Annotated in this window: 18 protein-coding genes; 8 read left to right on the forward strand and 10 right to left on the reverse strand. The window is 70.8% G+C overall.

Annotated features, from left to right (window positions below; genetic code table 11):
• Positions 1-102 precede the first annotated feature (102 nt).
• Positions 103-810: an ABC transporter ATP-binding protein gene (locus AMYTH_RS0138825; RefSeq protein WP_027934750.1), complete on the forward strand. Its 708-nt coding sequence runs from the start codon at positions 103-105 to the stop codon at positions 808-810.
• On the forward strand, positions 807-3,134 hold the full coding sequence (locus AMYTH_RS0138830) for an ABC transporter permease (RefSeq protein WP_027934751.1): 2,328 nt from the start codon (positions 807-809) through the stop codon (positions 3,132-3,134). Before AMYTH_RS0138825 ends, AMYTH_RS0138830 begins: the two co-directional genes overlap by 4 nt.
• Before the next feature lie 4 nt (positions 3,135-3,138).
• On the opposite strand, the gene AMYTH_RS0138835 is transcribed toward AMYTH_RS0138830, so the two are convergent.
• From AMYTH_RS0138835 to AMYTH_RS0138850, 4 genes are all read right to left on the reverse strand, one after another.
• Positions 3,139-4,317, reverse strand: a complete 1,179-nt coding sequence (locus AMYTH_RS0138835; RefSeq protein WP_027934752.1) for an aminotransferase class V-fold PLP-dependent enzyme — start codon at positions 4,315-4,317, stop codon at positions 3,139-3,141.
• Positions 4,318-4,322: 5 nt separating this feature from the next.
• Entirely contained in the window at positions 4,323-5,234 is a 912-nt protein-coding gene (locus AMYTH_RS0138840) for an asparaginase (RefSeq protein WP_027934753.1), read from the reverse strand.
• A 55-nt stretch (positions 5,235-5,289) separates the two neighbouring features.
• Positions 5,290-6,045 carry an SDR family oxidoreductase gene (locus AMYTH_RS0138845; RefSeq protein WP_027934754.1) on the reverse strand — a complete coding sequence of 252 codons (756 nt, stop codon included), beginning with the start codon at positions 6,043-6,045 and terminating at the stop codon, positions 5,290-5,292.
• A 67-nt stretch (positions 6,046-6,112) separates the two neighbouring features.
• Positions 6,113-6,685 carry a TetR/AcrR family transcriptional regulator gene (locus AMYTH_RS0138850; protein ID WP_027934755.1) on the reverse strand — a complete coding sequence of 191 codons (573 nt, stop codon included), beginning with the start codon at positions 6,683-6,685 and terminating at the stop codon, positions 6,113-6,115.
• A gap of 147 nt (positions 6,686-6,832) precedes the next feature.
• On the opposite strand from AMYTH_RS0138850, the gene dnaE reads away from it, so the two are divergent.
• The 3 genes from dnaE (at position 6,833) to AMYTH_RS0138865 (ending at position 13,630) form a co-directional block, all read left to right on the forward strand.
• Positions 6,833-10,408, forward strand: a complete 3,576-nt coding sequence (dnaE, locus tag AMYTH_RS0138855) for a DNA polymerase III subunit alpha (protein ID WP_027934756.1) — start codon at positions 6,833-6,835, stop codon at positions 10,406-10,408.
• 339 nt (positions 10,409-10,747) lie between these two features.
• The gene (locus AMYTH_RS0138860; RefSeq protein ID WP_228685353.1) at positions 10,748-12,148 is read left to right on the forward strand and encodes an MFS transporter; all 1,401 of its coding nucleotides are present in this window, start codon (positions 10,748-10,750) and stop codon (positions 12,146-12,148) included.
• Positions 12,149-12,451: 303 nt separating this feature from the next.
• Positions 12,452-13,630 carry a low temperature requirement protein A gene (locus AMYTH_RS0138865; protein WP_027934758.1) on the forward strand — a complete coding sequence of 393 codons (1,179 nt, stop codon included), beginning with the start codon at positions 12,452-12,454 and terminating at the stop codon, positions 13,628-13,630.
• Here AMYTH_RS0138865 and AMYTH_RS0138870 read toward each other — a convergent pair.
• Positions 13,620-14,375: an SIR2 family NAD-dependent protein deacylase gene (locus AMYTH_RS0138870; protein WP_027934759.1), complete on the reverse strand. Its 756-nt coding sequence runs from the start codon at positions 14,373-14,375 to the stop codon at positions 13,620-13,622. The two genes, AMYTH_RS0138865 and AMYTH_RS0138870, sit on opposite strands and share 11 nt — an antisense overlap.
• A 37-nt stretch (positions 14,376-14,412) precedes the next feature.
• A complete protein-coding gene (locus AMYTH_RS0138875; RefSeq protein ID WP_267283916.1) occupies positions 14,413-15,387 on the reverse strand; it encodes a L,D-transpeptidase in 975 nt (324 codons plus the stop codon).
• A 4-nt stretch (positions 15,388-15,391) separates the two neighbouring features.
• On the opposite strand from AMYTH_RS0138875, the gene AMYTH_RS50690 reads away from it, so the two are divergent.
• Entirely contained in the window at positions 15,392-15,658 is a 267-nt protein-coding gene (locus AMYTH_RS50690) for a hypothetical protein (RefSeq protein WP_148085730.1), read from the forward strand.
• Between the two features lie 74 nt (positions 15,659-15,732).
• Here AMYTH_RS50690 and AMYTH_RS0138880 read toward each other — a convergent pair whose 3' ends face one another.
• Positions 15,733-16,602 carry a patatin-like phospholipase family protein gene (locus AMYTH_RS0138880; RefSeq protein ID WP_027934761.1) on the reverse strand — a complete coding sequence of 290 codons (870 nt, stop codon included), beginning with the start codon at positions 16,600-16,602 and terminating at the stop codon, positions 15,733-15,735.
• A gap of 153 nt (positions 16,603-16,755) precedes the next feature.
• Between AMYTH_RS0138880 and AMYTH_RS0138885 the strand changes: the two genes are divergently transcribed.
• Positions 16,756-18,681, forward strand: coding sequence for an acyl-CoA dehydrogenase family protein (locus AMYTH_RS0138885; RefSeq protein WP_027934762.1), 1,926 nt, complete (start codon positions 16,756-16,758; stop codon positions 18,679-18,681).
• A 19-nt stretch (positions 18,682-18,700) separates the two neighbouring features.
• Positions 18,701-19,408 (forward strand): copper homeostasis protein CutC, encoded by a 708-nt coding sequence (locus tag AMYTH_RS0138890; RefSeq protein WP_027934763.1) that lies wholly within the window; start codon positions 18,701-18,703, stop codon positions 19,406-19,408.
• Positions 19,409-19,472: 64 nt separating this feature from the next.
• Here the strand turns inward: AMYTH_RS0138890 and AMYTH_RS0138895 are convergent, their stop codons facing one another.
• From AMYTH_RS0138895 to AMYTH_RS0138905, 3 genes are all read right to left on the reverse strand, one after another.
• Positions 19,473-20,129 carry a DedA family protein gene (locus tag AMYTH_RS0138895; protein ID WP_027934764.1) on the reverse strand — a complete coding sequence of 219 codons (657 nt, stop codon included), beginning with the start codon at positions 20,127-20,129 and terminating at the stop codon, positions 19,473-19,475.
• Positions 20,130-20,228: 99 nt separating this feature from the next.
• On the reverse strand, positions 20,229-21,230 hold the full coding sequence (gene lipA, locus AMYTH_RS0138900; protein WP_027929446.1) for a lipoyl synthase: 1,002 nt from the start codon (positions 21,228-21,230) through the stop codon (positions 20,229-20,231).
• Positions 21,231-21,266: 36 nt separating this feature from the next.
• Positions 21,267-22,211: an oxidoreductase gene (locus tag AMYTH_RS0138905; RefSeq protein WP_027934765.1), complete on the reverse strand. Its 945-nt coding sequence runs from the start codon at positions 22,209-22,211 to the stop codon at positions 21,267-21,269.
• Between the last annotated feature and the right edge of the window lie 72 nt (positions 22,212-22,283).

Consider the following 22,283-nt stretch of genomic DNA (forward strand, 5'->3'; position numbering starts at 1 on the left):
CCCGGAGCGATACGCATCCACCGCCGGACTACATCCCCGGGATGACCCGCGCCGGGAGTTACCTCCCCGGACCGATGCCGGTACCGGGCCGCTGCCCGCAGGATGGCCGGCGTGACCAGAGATGACGGCGCGGTCGTGCGGTTGACCGACGTGCGCAAGGAGTACAGCGAATCGGTCGCCCTGGACGGGGTCTCCCTGGAGATCCGGGCCGGGGAGGCGGTCGCGGTGATGGGACCCTCCGGCAGCGGCAAGTCCACGCTGCTGAACATGGTGGCCGGGCTGGACCGCCCGACGTCCGGCTCGGTCGTCGTGCACGGCGAGGACCTGGGGAAGCTCAACGAGACCGGGCTGGCGCTGTTCCGCCGCCGCCGGATCGGCATGATCTTCCAGTTCTTCAACCTGCTCGACGACCTGCCCGCGCTGGACAACGTGGCGCTCGCCGCCCAGCTCACCGGCACCCCGGCCGGCCAGGCCCGCAAGCGCGCGCTCGAACTGCTCGACGAGCTCGGCATCGCCGGGCGCCGCAACATCTACCCGGCCCGGCTGAGCGGCGGCGAGCGGCAGCGCGTCGCGGTCGCGCGGGCGCTGATGAACCGGCCCGCGCTGCTGCTGGCCGACGAGCCGACCGGCGCGCTGGACAGCCGATCCGGCGAGCAGGTGATGGACCTGCTGCTCGACCTCAACCAGATCGGGCAGACGCTGCTGCTGGTGACGCACGACGAGCGGCTCGCCACCCGGTGCGCGAGCCGCGTGGTCGAGGTCGCCGACGGGCGGGTCGCGCGCGAGACCAGCCTGGAGCGGACGCCGTGAGCGCGGTGTGGCGGGTGGCGCGGGCCGCGGTGGGGCGCCGCCGGCTCCAGACCGCGGTGATCGGGCTGGTGGTGACCATCTCCACGGCGACGATCGTGCTGGCGCTCGGGCTGCTGGTGTCGTCGTCGGCCCCCTTCGACCGTGCGCACGAGCAGCAGAGCGGAGCGGACCTGGTCGCGGCGTTCGACCGCACCCTGGTGGCCGACGAACAGTTGACGGCGGCCGCCGCGGGCGCCGAGGCGGCGGCCGGGCCGTTCGCCCAGCTCACCCTCGACACCTCGCAGAGCGCGCAACGCGTCGGCCCGTCCCTGACCACCGTGGGGCGCGCGGACCCCGGCGGGCCGGTGGACCGGGTCGACGTGTGGGAGGGCCGGTGGGCCGCCGCGCCGGGCGAGATCGTCCTGAACCTGGTCCCCGGCACCACCCTGGTGCCGCTCGGGACCCGGATCGAGGTTCCCGGCCGTCCCGCGCTGACCGTCGTCGGGTTCGCCTACTCGGTGAGCGCGTCCGCCGACGCGTGGGTCACCCCCGCCCAGGCGGTGGCGTTGCAGCCCACCGCGAGCCAGATGCTCTACCGGTTCACCGCGAGTGCGACCGCCGCGGAGATCAGCGCCGGGCAGGCGGCGGTGACGGCCGGGCTGCCGCCCGGTGCGCTGCTGGGCGCGCAGTCCTACCTCACGGTGAAGCAGCACCTCGCCACCGAGGTCGGGGTGTACGTGCCGTTCCTCGTCGTCTTCGGGTTCCTCGGGCTCGCGGTCGCGGTGCTGATCGTCGCCAACGTGGTCGGCGGCGCGGTGGTGGCCGGGTACCGCGACATCGGGATGCTCAAGGCGCTCGGCTTCAGCCCGAACCAGGTGATGGGGGTGTACCTGGTGATGGTCACCGTCCCCTCCGCCGCCGGCTGCGTGCTGGGCACGGTGCTCGGCAACGTGGTCGCGCGGCCGTTGCTGGCCGACGCGTTCCAGGTCTTCGGCGCGGGCGCGGTCGGCATCGACGTCTGGGTGGACATCGCGGCGTTGCTCGGGATGCCCGCCGTGGTCGCCTTGGCCGCGCTGGTGTCCGCGCTGCGGGCGCGCCGGTTGCCTGCGGCGGTGGCGATCAGCGCGGGCAGCGCGCCCCGGCCCGGGCGGGCGCTCGCCGTGCAGCGCTGGTTGTCGGGCCTGCGGCTGCCGCGGTCGGTGAGCCTCGGCCTCGGGGTCCCGTTCGCCCGCCCGGCACGCAGCGGCCTGACGCTGGCCGCGGTCGTCCTCGGCGTCACCACCGTGACGCTCGCGATCGGCGTGACGTTGTCGGTGAACGCCTACAACTCGGCGGTGCGGCCGTCCCACCCGGACCGCATCGACGTGGTGGCGGGCGGGCCGGCGCTGTCGGACGGCGCGTCGCCGAAGCCGGGCGGCCCCGGTGTCACGACCACGCTGACCGACGCCGAGGACGAGGCGCTGCTGCGCTCGACCCCCGGCGCGGAGCTCGTCGCCGCGGTGGCCACGAAGAACGTCAACGTGGTCGGCGGGCAGCAGACCGCGACGGTCGAGTTCTCCCGCGGCGACTCGGCGGCCCTCGCCCCCCAGGTCACGAGCGGCCACTGGCCGGACGGGCCGGGGCAGGTCGCGGTGCCGTCGAGGTTCCTGAACCAGCGCGGGCTCGCGCTCGGCGACACCGTCACCGTGGAACTTGCCGGGCAGCGCACCCCGGTGCGGATCGTCGGCGTCGTGCTGACCAACAACGCCGACACGATCTTCGCCGACTGGTCCACCCTGACGCTCCTCGACCCAGCCGCGCGGGCCGACACCTACACGGTCGAACTCGCGCCGGGCACCGACCAGCAGGCCTACCGCGCCGCGGTCGAGGCCGGCGACCCCGGCCTGACCGTGCTGCCCCCGCGCGACGGGACGTCGAGCCAGGCCGTGGTGCTCATCAGCTCCGCCACGCTCCTGACGCTGGTGCTGGGCGCCGTCGCCGCGCTCGGCGTGTTCAACACCGTCGTCCTCAACGCCCGCGAACGGCGGCGCGACCTCGGCATGCTGAAGTCGATCGGCATGACACCGCGCCAGGTCACCGTGATGCTGGTGACCTCGATGGGCGCGCTGGGACTGGTCGGCGGGCTGATCGGCGTGCCGCTCGGGATCCTCGCGCACCGGGTGGTCGCCCCCGCGATGATGCGCGCGGCCCAGTCCGACGTCTTCGGCTTCGTCCTGGACGTCTACCGCGCGCCGATGGCGGCCCTGCTGGCGCTGGCCGGCATCGTCATCGCGGTGGCGGGTGCGTTCATCCCGGCGCGCGGCGCGGCGCGGACGCCCATCGCGGCCGTCCTGCGCAGCGAATGACCGGCTACGCGAGCCGCTCCACGGCCTCGGCCAGCGCGCGCAGCTCGTCCTCGGTGTTGTAGTAGTGCACGGACGCCCGCACCATGTCCGGCAGGCGCCGCACCTCCTGGTCGTACTGGTAGGAGGTGGGGCGCGCCACCGAGGTGTTGATCTTCGCCGCGGCCAGCGCCGCCTGGACCTCCGCCGCGTCGGTCCCGGCCACGCTGAAGGTGACGATGCCGCACTTGCGCTTGCCCTGGTCGTGCACCGAGACGCCGGCGATCTGCGACAGGTCCGCCCGCAGTCGCGCGGCCAGCGCGGTCACCCGCTCCTCGATGGCGGACAGGCCGATCTCGTGGGCGTACTCGACGGCGGCGCCGAGGCCGAGCACGAGACCGTGGTTGCGTTCCCAGGTCTCGAAGCGGCGGCCGTCCGGTGCGATCTCGAAGCTGTCCGGCGCGGTCCACGTGGCCGAGTGCAGGTCGAGCATCGCGGGCTCGAGCCGCTCCCGCAGCCGCGGGTGCGTGTAGAGGAAGCCGGTGCCGCGGGGGCCGCGGAGGTACTTGCGGCCGGTGCCGGACAGCGCGTCGCAGCGCAGGCGGCGCACGTCGAGGTCCAGCTGCCCGGCCGACTGGCAGGCGTCGAGCAGGAACGGGATCCCGGCCGACTCGGCGATCGCGCCGATCTCCTCGGCCGGGTTGACCAGGCCGCCCTGGGTCGGCACGTGGGTGATCGCGATGAGCTTGACGTCGTCGTCCAGGCGGCGCTCCAGGTCGGCGACGTCGAGCTGGCCGCTCTCGTCGTCCTCGACGACCTCGACCACCGCGCCGGTGCGGCGCGCGATCTGCAGGTAGGCGATCGCGTTGCTGGCGTACTCCGACCGGCAGGTGAGGATGCGGTCGCCCGGCTCGAAGCGGAACGCGTAGAAGACGGCCTGCCACGAGCGGGTCGCGCTGTCGGTCACCGAGATGTCGGCGGCTTCCGCGCCGAGGAACCGGGCGATCGCGTCGGGCACGGCCTGGATGCGGTCGTCGTGCGCGGCCGCGGTCTCGTAGCCGCCGCGCACCGACTCCTCGCGCAGGTAGTCGAGAACCGTGTCGGTGACCTGCCGCGGCGGCAGCGCCGAGCCGGCGTTGTTGAGGTGCACGACCTCTTCCGTGCCCGGGGTGTCGCGGCGGAAGCGGTCGACGTCTTCTTCGCGCAGTGTCGTCACAGACCGACCATATTGGGCGCGTGCAGGCTGGGACAGCGGTTTACCACGTCGTCCCAGTCGTACCGGGGCGCGAAGCGGCGCAGGGCCGCCAGCGTGGCCGGCATGCGGGCGCGCGCGGAGCCGTCGGCGATCTTGACAGCGACCGTGACACCGTCCGGCAGGACCGCGATCTGCACGGCCTCGGCGCCGTCCTTGGCGATCAGCCCGGGCACCGCGGTCATGAGCTGGGTGACGTCCCGGTTCGGGCCGGCCAGCATCTCCGGGTGCGTGCGGATCGCCTCCGCCACGCGGTGTTCCGGGGTGCCGGGCGGGGCGGTGGCGACCCGCTGGACGGCGGTCGCGAGGCCGTGCAGGGAGATCGCGAACAGCGGCGCGCCGCACCCGTCGACCGCGGTGTGCGCGATCGGTTCGCCCGCGAGTTCGGCCACCGTCTCGGCGAGCTTCACCTGCAGCGGGTGCGCGGGGTCCAGGTAGTCGTGGGTGGACCAGCCGTTCAGCTTCGCGGTGGCGAGCATCGCGGCGTGCTTGCCGGAGCAGTTGTGCGCGAGCCGCCGCGGCGCGCGTCCCTCCGCGATCCACACGTCGTGCAGGACCGGGTCGTGGGGGAGGTGGGCGGGGCACTGCAGGTCGTCCTCGGTGAGCTCGCCGAGGATCTTGCGCGCCCCGTCGAGGTGGAACTCCTCCGCGGAGTGGCTCGCGGACGCCAGCGCGAGCAGGTCGGGCGGCAGGTCGAGCCCGAGCCGCACCATGCCGGCGGCCTGCATGAGCTTCGCCGTGGACCGGGGGTAGCCCGGCTGGTCGACGTCACCCCCGGCCTCCAGCACCTCGCCACCTGGGCCGAGGACGACCCGCGATCCGAAGTGGACGCTTTCCACGAGCCCGTCGCGGACTACCTGAACGAGGGGGATCACCACGCCCCGAGGCTCGCCGCGCCACTTCCCCCTGTCAACCGGATGCTCGTCACTACACGGTCTTGATCACCCCGCCGTCGGCCAGGTAGTCGGCGCCGGTCAGGTTGCCGGAGCGGGGCGAGGCGAGGAACGTCACCAGCGCGGCCGTCTCCTCGGGCTCGGTCAGCCTGCCGGTGGTGATGCCCATCGACGCGGGCACGCCGGCCAGAAACTCCTCCAGCGGGATCCCGGCGGCGGCCGCCAGCTCGCCCGCGTACCCCGCGGGGTCGGCCCAGTTGGCGGTCCGCGTCGGGCCGGGGCTGACGGTCAGCGCGCGCAGGCCGCGCGGCCCGAACTCCTCGGCCAGGGCCTTCGTCAGGTTCGTCAGCGCGGCCTTGGCGGTGCCGTAGTCGACCGGCTGGAAGGCGGCCCGCGCGCCGATCGACGAGATGTTGATCACGATGCCGCGCCGGCGGAGGAGTCCCGGCAGCAGCGCCCTGGTCACCCGCACGGTCGAAAACAGGTTCAGCTCGTACGTGCGCTGCCACGCGTCGTCGTCGATGTCCAGGAAACCGTCTGCGCGCATGCTGTCCGTGGTCACGCCGCCCAGGTTGTTGACCAGGATGTCTACGTCACCGGCCCGCTCCGCGAGCAGCGCCACCCCCTCGCGGGTCGTGAGGTCGGCCTGCACCGGCACGCCTTCGCTCACGGTGCGTGCCGCCGCGAACACCGTCACGCCCTCGGCGGCCAGCGCGCGGACGACCGCCAGGCCGATCCCCTTGCTCGCGCCGGTCACGACCGCCGTCTTGTCGTCCAACTGCAGGTCCACGTGCACTCTCTTTCTTGAACTAGAGTTACAAAATGAAGGCAGCGCAAAACGCCGCAGGTCAGCGGGTTCAGAGCGCGCGCAGAGCCGTGCCTGCCAGGTCCGCGAGGCGGCGCGGGTCCGGGTCGGCCTTGGCCAGCACGCGGATGCCGTTGATGGTGGTGAGCAGGAACGACGCGAGCGCCCGCGCGTCGGCCCCGGCGTCGATCTCGCCTGCCCGCTGCCCCTCCTCGATGGTGCTGCGGAAGGCGGCCTCCTGGCGCTCGAAGGTGCGTCGCACCAGGTGGTTGACCACCTCGTCGGCCGCGCCGAACTCGACCGCGGCGTTGGCCATCATGCAGCCACGCCGGTCTTCGCGGGCCGCGTCGACGACGAGTTCCAGCGCCGCGCGCAGTCGCTCGCGGGCCGGGCCTGGGCCGTCCAGCACCTCGATCAGCCGGACCGTCTCGCGCTCGTAGTAGCGCCGCAGCGCCCGCTCGTAGAGGGCGTGCTTGCTGTCGAACGCGTTGTACAGGCTGCCCCGCCCGATGCCCAGTGCGTCGACCAGCTGCTGGGGCGTGGTGCCGCCGAACCCGTTCGCCCAGAAGACCTCCATCGCCTTGTCCACGGCGGCGTCCACGTCGAAGGCCTTCGCTCTCGCCATGCCGGAACGCTAGCTCATATTGGAACTGGAGGTCAAATAAATTTCACTCGGCACGTCGGCACGTCGGCGCGTTTTTCGTCGGTGCCGCGAGCTAGGCTGATCCCTCCAGGCCGGGAGTCAGCGTGAAACAAGGGGAGGTTCCTGCTGGTGTCGAACGATTCCTTCGTCCACCTGCACGTGCACACCGAGTACTCGATGCTCGACGGTGCGGCGAAGATCGCCCCGCTGTTCGCCGAGGCGAGTCGTCTCGGCATGCCCGCGGTCGGGATGACCGACCACGGCAACATGTACGGGGCGGACGAGTTCTACCAGCAGTCGCGCAAGGCCGGGCTCAAGCCGATCATCGGGATCGAGGCCTACATCGCGCCGGAGTCGCGGTTCACCAAGAAGCCGATCTTCTGGGGGCAGGCCTCGCAGCGGGGCTCGGACGAGTTCGGTGAGGGCGGTGACGTCTCCGGTGGTGGTGCGTACACGCACATGACGATGCTGGCGGAGAACGCGACGGGGTTGCGCAACCTGTTCAAGCTGTCGTCGCTGGCGAGCATTCAGGGCTACTACCGCAAGCCGCGGATGGACCGGGAGCTGATCGCGGAGAACGCCGCCGGCATCATCGCCACCACCGGCTGCCCGTCGGGTGAGGTGCAGACCCGGTTGCGGCTGGGGCAGAAGCAGGAGGCCATCCAGGCCGCCTCGGATTACAAGGACATCTTCGGGGCGGACAACTTCTTCCTGGAGCTGATGGACCACGGCCTGCCCATCGAGCGGTCGGTGCGCGAGGGCCTGCTGGAGATCGGCAAGCTGCTCGACCTCAAACCGCTGGCCACCAACGACTCGCACTACGTCACCAAGGACCAGGCCGACTCGCACTCGGCGTTGCTGTGCGTGCAGTCGGGCAAGACGCTCAACGACCCGAACCGGTTCAAGTTCGACGGCGACGGCTACTACCTGAAATCGGCCGCCGAGATGCGCGAGTACTGGGACACCGAGGTCCCCGGCGCCGCCGACTCCACCCTGCTCATCGCCGAACGCGTCCAGTCCTACGAAGACGTCTACACCCACAAGGACCGCATGCCCGTCTTCGAGGTGCCCGAAGGGCACGACGAGGCGTCCTGGCTGCGCGCCGAGGTCGACCGCGGCCTGGCGTGGCGGTTCCCGGAGGGCGCGCCCGAGGGCTACCGCGAGCGGCTCGACATGGAGCTCGAGGTCATCATCGGGAAGGGCTTCCCGGCCTACTTCCTCGTCGTCGCCGACCTCATCAACTACGCCCGCAAGGTCGGCATCCGCGTCGGCCCCGGCCGTGGTTCGGCCGCGGGTTCGCTGGTCGCCTACGTCCTGGGCATCACGAACCTGGACCCGATCCCGCAGAAGCTGCTGTTCGAGCGGTTCCTCAACCCCGAGCGCGTGTCGATGCCCGATATCGACATCGACTTCGACGACCGCCGCCGCGGCGAGATGATCCGCTACGCCACCGAGAAGTACGGCGCGGACAAGGTGGCCCAGGTCATCACCTTCGGCACCATCAAGACCAAGGCGGCGATCAAGGACTCGGCGCGCGTGCACTTCGGCCAGCCGGGTTACGCGATCGCGGACAAGATCTCCAAGGCGCTGCCGCCGCCGATCATGGCGAAGGACATTCCGCTGTCGGGCATCGTGGACCCGCAGCACGAGCGCTACGGCGAGGCGGCCGAGGTCCGCACGCTGATCGAGACCGACGAAGAGGTCTCCACGATCTTCAACACCGCCCGCGGCCTGGAGGGCCTGATCCGCAACGCGGGCGTGCACGCCTGCGCGGTCATCATGTCCAGCGAACCGCTGATGGACGCCATCCCGCTCTGGCAGCGCGACGACGGGTCGATCATCACCGGGTGGGACTACCCGTCCTGCGAAGCCATCGGCCTGTTGAAGATGGACTTCCTCGGCCTGCGCAACCTCACCGTCATCGGTGACGCCATCGACAACATCAAGGCCAACCGCGGCATCGACATCGACCTCGACACCCTGGGCGTCGACGACCCGGAGACCTACAAGCTGCTGTCCCGCGGGGACACGCTCGGCGTGTTCCAGCTGGACGGCGGCCCGATGCGGGACCTGCTGCGCCGCATGCAGCCGACGGTGTTCGACGACATCGTCGCGGTCGGCGCGCTGTACCGGCCCGGTCCGATGGGCATGAACGCCCACAACGACTACGCCGACCGGAAGAACAACCGGCAGCAGGTCAAGCCGATCCACCCCGAGCTGGAAGAGCCCCTGAAGGAGATCCTGGCCGACACGTACGGCCTGATCGTCTATCAGGAGCAGATCATGCACATCGCGCAGAAGGTCGCCGGCTACTCGATGGGCCGAGCGGATGTGCTGCGCCGCGCGATGGGCAAGAAGAAGAAGGAGGTCCTCGACAAGGAGTTCGAGGGCTTCCACGCCGGGATGAAGGAGAACGGCTTCTCCGACGAGGCCATCCAGGCGCTGTGGGACACGATCCTCCCGTTCGCCGGGTACGCGTTCAACAAGAGCCACGCGGCCGCCTACGGCCTGGTGTCGTACTGGACGGCGTACCTGAAGGCGAACTACACCGCGGAGTACATGGCCGCGCTGCTCACCTCGGTGGGTGACAACAAGGACAAGTCCGCGGTCTACCTGTCCGAGTGCCGCCGCCTCGGCATCAAGGTGCTGCCCCCGGACGTCAACGAATCCGGCCAGCGCTTCGCCGCGGTCGGCGACGACATCCGCTTCGGCATGGGCGCCGTCCGCAACGTCGGCGCCAACGTGGTGGAGTCGATCATCAAGACCCGCCAGGAGAAGGGCAAGTACTCCTCCTTCACCGACTTCCTCGACAAGTCCGAGCTGGTGGCCTGCAACAAGCGGGTCATCGAATCGCTGATCAAGGCCGGCGCCTTCGACAGCCTCGGCAACACGCGCCTGTCGATGATCCAGGTGCACGAGGACGCGGTCGACGCGGTGGTGCCGCTCAAGCGCCAGGAGGCGATGGGCCAGTTCGACCTGTTCGGGGCGTTCGGCGGGGACGGCGACGCGGCCGAGCCCGCACCCTCGTCGTCGCCGCTGGCGCACCTGAAGTTCGGCGACGAGGAGTGGCCGCGCAAACAGCTGCTGGCCTACGAGCGGGAAATGCTGGGCCTGTACGTGTCCGCGCACCCGCTGGACGGCGCCGAACGGATCCTGCGCAAACACGCGCCGCGCCCGATCGCCGCGATCCTGGACAACCCGCCCAAGGAAGGCGAGCTGGTCATCTCCGGCCTGATCACCTCGCTCGAACGGCGGGTCAACAAAAAGGGCGAACCCTGGGCCATCTGCACGGTCGAGGACATGGACGCCTCGCTCGAGGTGCTGTTCTTCCCCAAGTCCTACGCCCTGTTCCAGGCCGACCTCATCGAGGACAACGCCGTCCTGGTCAAAGGCCGCGTCAACTGGCGCGAAGACAAGATGTCCGTCTTCGGCGGCGGCCTGGTACCGCTGGACCTGTCGGAAATCGGCAACGGCGACGACGAGCCCCCGCTCGTGCTGCGCTGCACGGCGGAGCGCCTGGACAAGAGCGTGGTCGGCGAGTTGAAGTCCACGCTGCTCGCCCACCGCGGTGACACCCCGGTCCGCTTGAAGCTGGTAGGCAAACAACGCGAGACGACCTTCGCGCTGTACGACTACCCGGTCAAGGTGAGCTCCATGCTGATGGGTGAACTGAAAGGCATCCCCGGCATCACCGCCGGCACCTAAACAGCAGAACCAACGGACACCCGGCGACGAAAGCCGGCCACCTCCGAGCCAGCCCCCTCCTGCAACCCGATCCCCAGCCAAATCGGTTGCCGAGCCACCGGGTCAAGGCACGCTTTCCCGCCTTGACGCGGTGTCTCGGCAACCGAACACTGAAAGATCGGGTTCGGGAGGGGCTCAATCGGGGCGTAGCGAAGCGAAGCCGGCGATTGAGAAACCCGCGTAGCGCCGCCAGACCGCGCGCAACCCGGACCCAAAGGTCACCATGGATGAGTGACCCTCACCCAGCAACAGGACCCACGCCGCTGGAAAGCCCTGGCCGTGACCCTCACCGCGGGTTTCATGGGCCTGCTGGACGTCAGCATCGTGAACGTGGCGCTGCCGTCCATCCAGAAGGGGATCGGTGGCGACGCCGGCACCGCGCAGTGGGTCGTCTCGGGCTACGCGCTCACCTTCGGCCTGGTCCTCGTCTCGGGTGGGCGTCTGGGCGACGCGCTGGGCAGGCGCCGGATGTTCCTCATCGCGCTGGCGGCGTTCGTGGCGATGAGCGCGTTCGCGGGTGCCGCGCCGACGGGTGAGGTGCTGGTCGTCGCGCGGTTGCTGCAGGGGTGCGCGGCCGGGTTGCTCACGCCGCAGAACACGGGGCTGATCCAGGACCTGTTCCGCGGCGCGGAGCGGGGCAAGGCGTTCGGCGCGTTCGGGTCGGTGGTCGGCATCTCCACGGCGGTCGGGCCGGTGCTGGGCGGTCTCATCCTCGCCGTGTTCGGTGAGGAGCAGGGCTGGCGCTGGGTGTTCTACGTGAACGTGCCGATCGGGGCGTTCGCGTTCGTCCTGGCGCTGCGGTTGCTGCCGCGTGCCGAGGGCCGTCCCGCGCGGCTGCGGTCCGAGATCGACTTCGTCGGTGTGCTGCTGCTCGGGCTCGCCGTGCTGGGGGTGCTGCTGCCACTGGTGGAGTCCGAAGAGGACGGTGTGCGGCGGTTGTGGTGGTTGTTCCCGGTCGCGGCCGTGTTCGGGTTCGCGTTCGTCCGCTGGGAGCGGCGCGTGGTGCGGCACGAGCGCACGCCGTTGATGGACGTCCGGTTGTTCACCGAAACCCCGGGCTACACCCCGGGTGCGCTGATCGGCGCGGTGTACTTCTGCGGGTTCGCCGGGATCTGGCTGGTGTTCGCGATGTTCTTCCAGCAGGGTCTCGGTTACACGCCGCTGGAGTCCGGGCTGGCGGTGACGCCGTTCGCGGTGGGGGCGGCGGTTTCCGCGGCGGTGGCGGGGCGGCTCGTCGCGCGGTGGGGGCGGGGCCTCACGGTCACCGGCCTCTCGCTGGTGGCGTTGGGGCTGGGTGTCGTCGCGTTGCTGGCGTGGCTCGCGCCGGGGCAGGACCTCGGTCTGGTGGTCGCGTTGCCCCTGCTGGTGGCCGGGATCGGCGGTGGCATGGTGATTTCGCCCAACACGACGCTGACGCTGGAGTGTGTGCCGACCCGGATGGCCGGCGTCGCCGGGGGAGCGTTGCAGACCGGGCAGCGGATCGGCACTGCGATCGGCACCGCGGTGCTCGCGTCGGTGTTCCGGGCGGTCCTCCCGGCGTCCGGCAACGACTTCCCGGCCGCGCTCGCCGTCTCGCTGCTGTGTGCTGCCGGTTTTGTCCTCTTCGCGCTGGGGCTCGGGATCGCCGAACTCCGCGCCCGGCGAGCACGCGCCTCTAACGATCAACTACTCAGCGCCACAACTGCTGCTCCATATGAGTGAGACTTCCCCGAAGGTGCTAGATCTACGGAGAGCGACCGGGTAAACCTTGACTTGCCTTCACGTTGCGGGCATCAGCTACGCACAGTGGCTATGTGGAGCGGGTTCCGGGGATGGGGACCGCGCTCCGGGCTCTCGAGATCGGACACTCAGGGTCACGCCCGCCCCGGTACCGTCGGCGTCCGCGGGGGATCGTACGGCGGCAGGAAGGCACCCACGTGGGTGGGCCCGGACGAGGGGGAGCCGGGCCCACCCGTCGTGTGTGCTGGGATGAGGCGGACAGCAGCCGACCGGGAGGGGCGAGGCATGTCCGTGGCACCCGCCAACCGGCGGTACCGCGTCTGGTACCGGCCGATGACCGCGCGGAACCGCGACGAGGAGCACCGCGCGGCGACGCCGCTGGAATTGTTGTTCGACCTGTGTTTCGTCGTCGCGGTCGGCCAGGCCGCGGCGGAACTGCACCACGCGTTGTCGGAGAACCACGTCGGCCACGGTGTGCTGAGCTTCCTGCTCGTGTTCTTCGCGATCTGGTGGGGCTGGGTCAACTTCACCTGGTTCGCCTCCGCGTTCGACACCGACGACGGCCCCTACCGGTTGCTGACGTTCGTGCAGATCGCCGGCGCGCTGGTCGTCGCTGCCGGCGTGAGCAGGGCGTTCTCCGACGACTTCACGGTCATCGTGATCGGGTACGTGCTGATGCGGCTGGCGATGGTCGCGCAGTGGCTGCGGGCCGCCCGCAGCGCGCCCGAATGCCGGCCGACGGCGCTGCGGTACGCGCTGGGCATCACGATCGTGCAGGCAGGCTGGATCGCGCGGCTCGCGGTGCCCGAATCGTGGTTCCTACCCAGTTTCCTGGTGCTCGCCGCGGCCGAGATGCTCGTGCCGGTCTGGGCCGAGCGCCGCACGCCGACCAAGTGGCACCGCCACCACATCGCCGAACGGTACGGCCTGTTCACGCTGATCGTGCTCGGCGAAACGATCTTCGGCGCGACGAACGCGGTTCGCGAGGCCATCGACACCGGTCACGACGTGCTGAACCTGGTGTTCCTCGCGCTGGCCGGGCTGGTCCTGGTGTTCGGCATGTGGTGGCTGTACTTCGATCAGCCCGGCCACCAGCGGCTCGCCCAGTTCAAGTACGGCTACGCCTGGGGCTACGGCCACTACCTGATCTTCACGTCGGCGGCCGCGGTCGGCGTCGGCATCGAGGTCGCGCTGGACCACGAAACCCACACCGGGCACGCGCCCGAGCTGGTCGCCGCGTTCGCCACGACCGTGCCCGTGGCGGTGTTCCTGGTCAGCGTGTGGCTGCTGCACGTCGGACCGCGCAACGAGTGCCGCCCGATCGCGATCGGCTTCCCGCTGGCCGCGGTGCTGGCGCTGGCGGTGTCGTTCACGCCGGTGCCGGTGTACCTGACCGCGCTGGTCGTCGCGGCGCTGGTAGCCACCATGGTGATCGCCAGCCACGGCGAACCGGTCAGCGACTGACCATCTTCGGCAGCACCTCGCCCAGCGGCTCGCGCAACACGACGGTCGCCACCTCGTCGTAGGGCGTTTCGGAGGCGTTCGCGATGATCACCGGCGCCCCGGCCGCCGCCGCGATGTCCACCAGGCCCGCGGCCGGGTGCACCGTCAGCGAGGTGCCCAGCGCCAGCATCAGGTCGCACGTCTCGGCGGCCTCGCGGGCGCGGTCCACCACCTCCGGGTCGAGCATCTGCCCGAAGGAGACCGTCGCGGACTTCAGGATCCCGCCGCAGATCTCGCACTCCGGGTCGGACTCCCCGGCCCGCACGCGGTCCAGTGTCTCGTGCATGTCGCGGCGGTCGTCGCAGGCCAGGCAGATCGTGTCGGCCATCGTGCCGTGCAGTTCGACCACCCGGTCCGGCGAGTTCCCGGCCTTCTGGTGCAGCCCGTCGATGTTCTGCGTGAGGATCGCCGACAGCCTGCCCTGCCGTTCCAGGTCGACCAGGGCCAGGTGCGCCGCGTTCGGCCGCGCCCACCAGCCGGGGTGGTCGAGCCTGGCCTGCCATGACTGCTCGCGCACCTCGCGGCTGGCGACGTAGTCGTCGATGTGCGACAGCTTCTCGGCGTCCGGGTTCTTCGTCCACACCCCCTGTGGGCCCCGGAAGTCCGGGATGCCCGAATCGGTGGAGACACCGGCGCCGGTGAGCGCGACGATCCGCGAAGCGCCGTCCACGAGCCGTCGCGCGCGATCGAGTTCCGGGGCAGTCATGCCCCCATCGTGCCGCCCCGGAACCGCGATCACCACATCACTTCAGCGCGCTGCCCTGCTGCCACTGCTCCCACGACAGCGCCCAGTCGCCGTAGAGGTCCCACACCGGCAGCTGCTGCCCGCCGGAGTTGGTCACCTCGACCACGTCACCCAGCCCCAGGTTGTGGAAGAACCACTCGGCGTTCTCGGCGTTGAGGTTGATGCAGCCGTGCGACACGTTCGAGCTCCCCTGCGCGCCCACGCTGTTCGGGTTCTCGTGGACGAACTCGCCGTCGTTGGAGATGCGCTCGGTCCACTTCTCCTCGGACCGGTACCACTTCGGATCGCCCTGGCAGACGCCGTAGGTGCAGGAGTCCATCGTGTAGCTCTCGGCCTTGAACGAAATCACGTGCGCGCCGAGGTGCGTCGGGGTGGCGTCCTTGCCCATCGAAATCGGCATGGTCTTCACCACCTGGCCGTTGTGGAAGATCTGCATCTGCTCGGTGTTGCCGTCGGCTTTCGCGATCCAGGAATCGTGCACGTGGTAAGTCTCCGTGCGGTCCTCCGCGCCGTAGACGCCGTTGCCGAAATCGACACCGTAGATCTTCGCGGAAACGGTCAGCGTCGTGCCCGGCTGCCAGTACTCCTTCGGCCGGTAATGCACGTTCTTGTCGTCGATCCAGTACCAGCTGCCCTCCTGCGGCGGATTCGACACCACCGACAGCTGCTTTTCCACGTCCGCCTTGTTCTTCACCGGGTAGCTGAACTGGAAGACGACCGGCTGCCCGACGCCGACGCCGGTCTGGGCCACCGAAGCCGGCGCGGGGATCATGTTCGGGTTCGCCTGCTTCGACGGCGACACCGTGGTCACCTGGCCCTGCTGCTCGACGGTCTTGCCGCTGCGGTCCGCGCCGTGCGCGTCGATCGTGTAGGTGCTGCCGTACCCGAGCGGTTCCGACGAGGTCCAGGTGGTCTTGTCCGCCGAGAACTCGCCCTTCACGGTGGTGTGCTTCGCGGTGTTCTGGACGGTCACGTCCGTGAGCGTGCCGTTCGCCGCCTTCACCACGATCGGCGTGACCGGGCTGATGTTCTTCCCGTTCGCGGGTTCGATGGAAACGGAGACCGCGGCCCCCTGGCTCGACGTGCCGGGCGCAGCCGTGCCGCCGTTGTTCGTATTGCCCGAATTGCCGGAACTGCATGCCGACAAAAAGAGCGCCACCGCGAGCAGTCCAGCCGCGATCGGCGCGCTGCGGGCGAAAAGTAAAGTCTTCTTGACTGTCATGTGGTCTCTTTTTGGGAAATAGTGGGTGAGAAAGCAAAACTACCGCGCCCGGATAGACGTGCCCTCACCCGGTTTGTTGTCCCGGAGTGGCCCGCGTCACGCGATCTTGACCCCGGGGCCGCCGTAGAGGCCGGGCCCGTCGATCACGAGGCCGTCCAGGTATATCCGCGCGGCCTCGAACGCCAGGTCGGTCAGCTCCTCGGTGCGGCTGAAGTCCAGCGGGCTCAGCCGCACCGGACGCGGCCCGGGCAGGTAGACCACCGGTACCTCCGCCGCCGCGATCGGCGCCTCCAGCACGGCCTGGTTCCGCATGCTCACCATCGCCGTGTACATCAGCACCTCGGCGAACGTCTGCGGCGGCGACGGGATCTGGCCGGGGAAGGCGCAGTCCAGCACGACGAGCGACCGCGCGCCGAGCACCAGCGCCTGCCGCATCGGCACGTTCGCCACCAGGCCGCCGTCGTAGAGCAGCCGCCCGTCGTGCTCGACCGGCGGGTAGATGCCCGGGATCGCCGCGCTCGCCAGCAGGGGCGGCCGCAGGTCGCCGGAGGTGAACAGGCGCGCCTCCGCGGTGTCCACGTCGGTCGCGACGACGCCCAGTGGCAGCGCGAGGTCCTCGAACGTGGTGCCCGGCCCGAGGTGGTCGTCGACGATCGTGGCCAGCCCGATGTTCGGGAAGAGGTGGGTCTTGCTGTGCCGCAGGGTGCGGACCTGGCTGAGGACCCCGCCCGGGAACGCCTCGTGGCGGGTCATGTGGGTCCACGTCTTACGCAGCCGTTCGCCGGCGTCGTCCGGGTCCAGGGCGAGCACGGCGCCGTTGAGCGACCCCACCGACGTGCCGACGACCAGGTCGGGCCGGATCCCGGCCTCGGTGAGGGCACGCAGCATGCCGACCTGCATCGCACCCAGGCTGCCACCCCCGCCGAGCACGAACCCGACCGGGCGGGGCAGGTCGACCTCGGGCATCGGACCACCTCCACTCGCATGGTGCTCCGCGTCCCCGCGCGCCGCCATCGGACGCGCGGTGGCATTCACCACCCCGGTCTAGGGGCTTCCGTTCGCACTACCGGTGAGTAACACTGGTCACAATGTCTTGACGGCGCACCGAGGAGGTGTTCGGTGGTTGATCAGCCGAAGGTGACGGAGAAGGAAGCCCGCGCGGTCGCCGAGGAGGCCCGGGAGAGCGGCTGGCGCAAGCCGTCGTTCGCGAAGGAGCTCTACCTCGGGCGGTTCCGGCTCGACCTCGTCCACCCCCACCCCCGTGCCGAACCCGCGGCCGCGAAGAAGGCCGAGCAGTTCCTCACCCGCCTGCGCGAGTACGCCGAGACCCTCGACGGCACCGTCATCGAGCGGGAGGCGCGCATCCCGGACGAGTACGTCAAGGGCCTGGCCGAGCTGGGCTGCTTCGGCATCAAGATCCCGGAGGAGTACGGCGGCCTCGGGCTGTCCCAGGTCGCCTACAACCGCGCCCTGGCGTTGCTCGGCTCGGTGCACCCGACGCTGGGCGTGCTGCTGTCCGCGCACCAGTCGATCGGCGTGCCGGAACCGCTCAAGCTGGCAGGCACGCCCGAGCAGAAGGCGAAGTTCCTGCCGCGCTGCGCGAAGGGCGCGGTCACCGCCTTCCTGCTCACCGAGCCCGACGTGGGATCCGACCCGGCGCGCCTGGCGACCACCGCGACCCCGACCGAGGACGGCGGGTACCTCCTCGACGGCGTCAAGTTGTGGACCACCAACGGGGTGGTCGCCGAACTGGTCGTCGTGATGGCGCGGGTGCCGCGCAGCGAGGGGCACCGCGGTGGGATCACCGCGTTCATCGTCGAGATGGACTCGCCAGGCATCACGGTGGAGCGGCGCAACGCGTTCATGGGCCTGCGCGGGATCGAGAACGGCGTCACCCGCTTCCACCAGGTGCGGGTGCCCGCGGACGCGGTCGTCGGTGGCGAGGGCAAGGGGCTCAAGATCGCGCTGGCGACGCTGAACACCGGGCGGCTGTCGATCCCGTCGATGTGCGCCGGCGCGGGCAAGTGGTGTCTCAAGATCGCCCGCGAGTGGGCGGCGGCCCGTGTGCAGTGGGGCAAGCCGATCGCCGGGCACGCGGCCGTGGCGAACAAGATCTCCTTCATCGCCGCGACCACGTACGCGCTGGAGAGCGTGCAGGAGCTGTCCGGCCACATGAGCGACGAGGGCCGCAACGACATCCGCATCGAGGCGGCGCTCGCCAAGCTGTACGCCAGCGAGATGTCCTGCAAGATCGCCGACGAGCTGATGCAGATCCGCGGCGGCCGCGGCTACGAGACCGCCCAGTCGCTCGCCGCACGCGGGGAACGGGCGGTCGGCGTCGAACAGCTGGTGCGCGACCTGCGGATCAACCGCATCTTCGAGGGCTCGACGGAGATCATGCACCTGCTCATCGCACGCGAGGCGGTGGACGCGCACCTGGCGGCGGCCGGGGCGCTCGCCGACCTGGAGGCCGACCTGCCCGCGAAGGCGAAAGCGGCGGCCAAGGCCAGTGGCTTCTACGCGAAGTGGCTGCCGCAGCTGGTCACCGGCCGCGGTCAGGTGCCCACGTCGTTCGCCGAGTTCGGGCAGCTCGCGCCCCACCTGCGTTACGTCGAGCGCACCGCCCGCAAGCTGGCGCGCTCGACGTTCTACGGGATGGCGCGCTGGCAGGCCGGGCTGGAGAAGCGGCAGGGGTTCCTCGGCCGGATCGTCGACATCGGCGCCGAGTTGTTCGCGATGTCCGCGGCGTGCGTGCGGGCGGAGATGCAACGCGAGGACGACGTCCGGGAGGGCGAGGCCGCCTACGAGCTGGCCGACGTGTTCTGCCGCCAGGCGCGGGTGCGGATCGAGACGTTGTTCGAGGGCCTGTGGCGCAACACCGACGACGTGGACCGCCGCCTCACCGACCGGGTCATGGACGGCGCCTTCACCTGGCTGGAGGAGGGCGTCCTGGACCCGAGCGAGGGCACCGGGCCGTGGATCGCGGACTGGCGGGCGGGCGCGTCCACCGCGGAGGACGTCGCGCGGCGGTACACGGCGGGCTGAGCCGTGGTACTACTCGGCGGTGGCCTTCGTCGAGCTGAGCACGGACACTGTGGACGGTGCGATCGCGGCGGACCGGCTCGGCGCGGACCGCGTCGAGCTGTGCGCCGCGGGCGCGCTGGGCGGGCTGACCCCCGGGCCGGGACTGCTCGCGGCCACCCTGGCGCGCTGCACGCGCGCCGGGGTGCACGTGCTGATCCGGCCGCGGGACGGCGGGTTCCGCTACGCGCCTGCCGAGGTGGACGCGATGCTCGCCGACGTCCGGCACGCGGTCGCGGCCGGAGCGGCGGGCGTCGTGGTCGGGGCGCTGACCGCGGCCGGCGAGGTCGACCGGGTCGTGGTGGGTGAGCTGGTGGCCGCCGCCGGTGGCCGCGAGGTGACGTTCCACCGGGCGATCGACGTGTGCGCGGATCCGCTGGCGGCGCTGGAGGTGCTGGCCGAGCTGGGCGTGCGGCGCGTGCTCAGCTCCGGCCAGGCGGCGACCGCCGTCGAGGGGGCGCCGCTGCTGGCGCGGATGACGGAGCTGGCAGGCGAGCGGGTGACGGTGATGGCGTGCGGCGGGATCCGGCCGCACAACGTGCGTCAGGTGCTGGAGACCACCGGCGTGCGGCACGTGCACGCCGCGCCCCGGCGCCCGGCCGAACAAGTGCCGGCGACGGCCGTGGACTTCGGCGTGCACCAGACCCTCGACGTCCACGCGGCGGAAGAGCTGATCGCCGCCGCCCGCTGAACGCACACGAGCGCAGAACTCGCTGTGGTGAGTTCTGCGCTCGTGGATGTTCCCGCGCGGGGGGTCACTCGGCCTTGCTGGGCTCCGCGGTGCGCTCGTCGAGCTTGCCCATCGCCTTCTTCTTCTTCCACCGCAGCAGGAAGAAGAGCCCGACGGCGACCAGCACGCCGACCACGATCAGGCCGCCGGTGTTCAGCACGCCCTCGATGCGCTTGGCCGCCTCGCCCATCGCGGCGCCCAGGCTGATGTGCAGCAGCGACCAGCTGATCGCGCCCGCGGCCGCCGCGGGCAGGAACTTCCGGAACTCCAGTCCCGACGTCCCCGCCGCGGCCGGCGTCAGCGTCCGGATCACCGGCAGGAACCGGGCGAAGAACACTGCCCACGCGCCCCTGCGGTGCAGCACGTCGGTCGCCTTGTCCCAGGCGTCCGTGCCGTACTTCTGGATCAGCTTGGTCTCGCGCAGCCGTGGCCCGAACTTCCGCCCGATCGCGTAGCCGAGCGAGTCGCCGAGGATGGCGCACACCGCCACCACCGCCCACAGGATCAGGAACCGCGGCGCGGTGTTGGCGGTGGTCGCGGCGACCAGCAGTCCCGACTCGCCGGGGGCGATGAAGCCGAGCCCGATGGTGCACTCGGCGAACACGAGTGCGCCGGTCGCGCCGACCAACGCCGGCTGCGGCAGTGCCTGCAGCCATTCCAGGATGTCGGTTACCAGCGCCACGTGTGATCCCCTGTCCTTTTTGCCCCTGCTGACCCCTTCAAACTACCGTGCACGGTATCGGGCTCGCGGCGCACTTTCGTCAGGGAATTCCCCCGACTTTCAGCGCGTCAGGAGGCTGCTGGCTTCCTGGGCGGCGGGTCCGGCTTCGGCCAGGTGCGCCAGGTTGGCGGGCAGTTCCTCGCCGCGGTGGCGCTTGGTCTGGGCGTAGAGGCGGCCGGCGCGGTAGGAGGAGCGGACCAGCGGCCCGGCCATCACCCCGGCGAACCCGAGGGCCTCGGCGACCTTGGCGTGCTCGACGAACTCCTCCGGCTTGACCCAGCGGTCCACCGGGTGGTGCCGCACCGACGGGCGCAGGTACTGGGTGATGGTCAGGATTTCGCAGCCGGCGTCGACCAGGTCGCGCATCGCGGGCTCGACCTCCTCGGGGGTTTCCCCCATACCCAGGATCAGGTTCGACTTGGTGACCAGCCCGGCCTCGCGGGCGCGGGTGATGACCTCCAGCGACCGGGCGTAGCGGAAGCCGGGGCGGATGCGCTTGAAGATCCGCGGCACGGTCTCCACGTTGTGCGCCAGCACCTCCGGCGCGGAGCCGAACACCTCGGCCAGCTGCTCGGGGTCGGCGTTGAAGTCCGGGATCAGCAGCTCCACCCCGGTGCCCGGGTTGAGCGCGTGGATCTGGCGGACGGTCTCGGCGTACAGCCACGCCCCGCCGTCGTCGAGGTCGTCGCGGGCGACCCCGGTGACCGTCGAGTAGCGCAGGCCCATTGCCTGCACGCTCTCCGCGACCCGGCGCGGCTCCTCCCGGTCCAGCGCCGCCGGCTTGCCGGTGTCGATCTGGCAGAAGTCGCAGCGGCGGGTGCACTGGTCACCACCGATGAGGAAGGTCGCCTCGCGGTCCTCCCAGCACTCGTAGATGTTGGGACAGCCCGCCTCCTCACAGACCGTGTGCAGGCCCTCCCGCCGCACCAGGCCCTTGAGCTCGGTGAACTCCGGCCCCATCTTCGCGCGGGTCTTGATCCAGGACGGCTTCTTCTCGATCGGCGTTTCACTGTTGCGGACCTCGAGCCGCAGCAGCTTCCGACCTTCAGGCACAACAGTCACGCGCCCCAGCGTACGCCCCCGGACGGGGCGGATGACCTACGCTGGGTCGGGGGTCACGCCGGTCAGCTTGGCCGTCAGGTCCCACAGCTTGCGGCCGTTCTCGCGGTCCAGCGCGGCCCGCAGCGGCGGCACCACGGTGGGGTTGCCGCGGATGCCGCGCAACAGGCGCGGGCCGATGTAGTCGCCGCCGTTGACGTCCGGCGCGGTGGCCGCGATCAGGGACGGCAGTGCGCCGGTGCGGACACCCTGCGCGATGAGCAGATCGCCCAGGAAGGTCACGCCGCCGACGAGCTTGCGCACGACCGGGTGGCCCTGCGCGTTGGCCATGTTGGAGTTCAGGTTGGTGGCCGTGTAGCCGGGGTGGGCGGCCACGCTGATCACGTCGTCACCGGCGGCCCGCAGGCGGCGGTCCAGTTCCAGCGCGAAGATCTGGTTGGCGATCTTGGACTGGCTGTACGCTGCGGCCGGGTTGTAGCGCCGGTGCTCGAAGCCGGGGTCGTCGAAGTCGACGCGGCCGCCGGTGGCGGCGAGGCTGGACAACGTCACCACGCGGGCGTTGGTGCCGCGCCGCAGTGCGGGCATGAGCAGCCAGGTCAGTGCCGCGTGGCCCAGGTGGTTGGTGCCGAACTGCAGCTCGAAGCCGTCCTTGGTGCGCCCCTTCGGGGCGGCCATCAGGCCGGCGTTGTTGATCAGGACATCGAGTTTCCCGCCGGTGATCTCCTCGGCGCGGGCCGCCGCCGCGCGCACCGACGACAGGTCGGCGAGGTCCAGGGAGATCAGTTCGGGAGCGACCGCCGCGCCCGCCGAGACGGTGCGCAGCGCCTGCTCGCCGCGCTCCGGATTGCGGCAGGCGATCAGCACGCGCGCGCCCTTGGCGGCCAGCACGAGGGAGGTTTGCAGACCGAGGCCGGAGTTCGCGCCGGTGACGAGCACCGTGCGGCCCGTCTGGTCGGGGATGTCGGCCTCGGTCCAGGTTTTCATGTTCGCGATAGTAGAGCGACGCGGAGCGTCACCGTTGAGGGTGGCGGTGGGAGACGGGCGGGGCCTGGGGAA

It is taken from the genome of Amycolatopsis thermoflava N1165 (genome assembly GCF_000473265.1).
Lineage (GTDB): Bacteria > Actinomycetota > Actinomycetes > Mycobacteriales > Pseudonocardiaceae > Amycolatopsis_E > Amycolatopsis_E thermoflava.

Coding starts and splice junctions, on each gene's coding strand:
- AMYTH_RS0138860 (WP_228685353.1), top strand. CDS start 10,748: ATGGGCCTGCTGGACGTCAGCATCGTGAACGTGGCGCTGCCGTCCATC.
- AMYTH_RS0138850 (WP_027934755.1), bottom strand. CDS start 6,685: ATGGCGAGAGCGAAGGCCTTCGACGTGGACGCCGCCGTGGACAAGGCG.
- AMYTH_RS0138905 (WP_027934765.1), bottom strand. CDS start 22,211: ATGAAAACCTGGACCGAGGCCGACATCCCCGACCAGACGGGCCGCACG.
- AMYTH_RS0138870 (WP_027934759.1), bottom strand. CDS start 14,375: ATGACTGCCCCGGAACTCGATCGCGCGCGACGGCTCGTGGACGGCGCT.
- AMYTH_RS0138880 (WP_027934761.1), bottom strand. CDS start 16,602: ATGCCCGAGGTCGACCTGCCCCGCCCGGTCGGGTTCGTGCTCGGCGGG.
- AMYTH_RS0138825 (WP_027934750.1), top strand. CDS start 103: ATGGCCGGCGTGACCAGAGATGACGGCGCGGTCGTGCGGTTGACCGAC.
- AMYTH_RS0138865 (WP_027934758.1), top strand. CDS start 12,452: ATGTCCGTGGCACCCGCCAACCGGCGGTACCGCGTCTGGTACCGGCCG.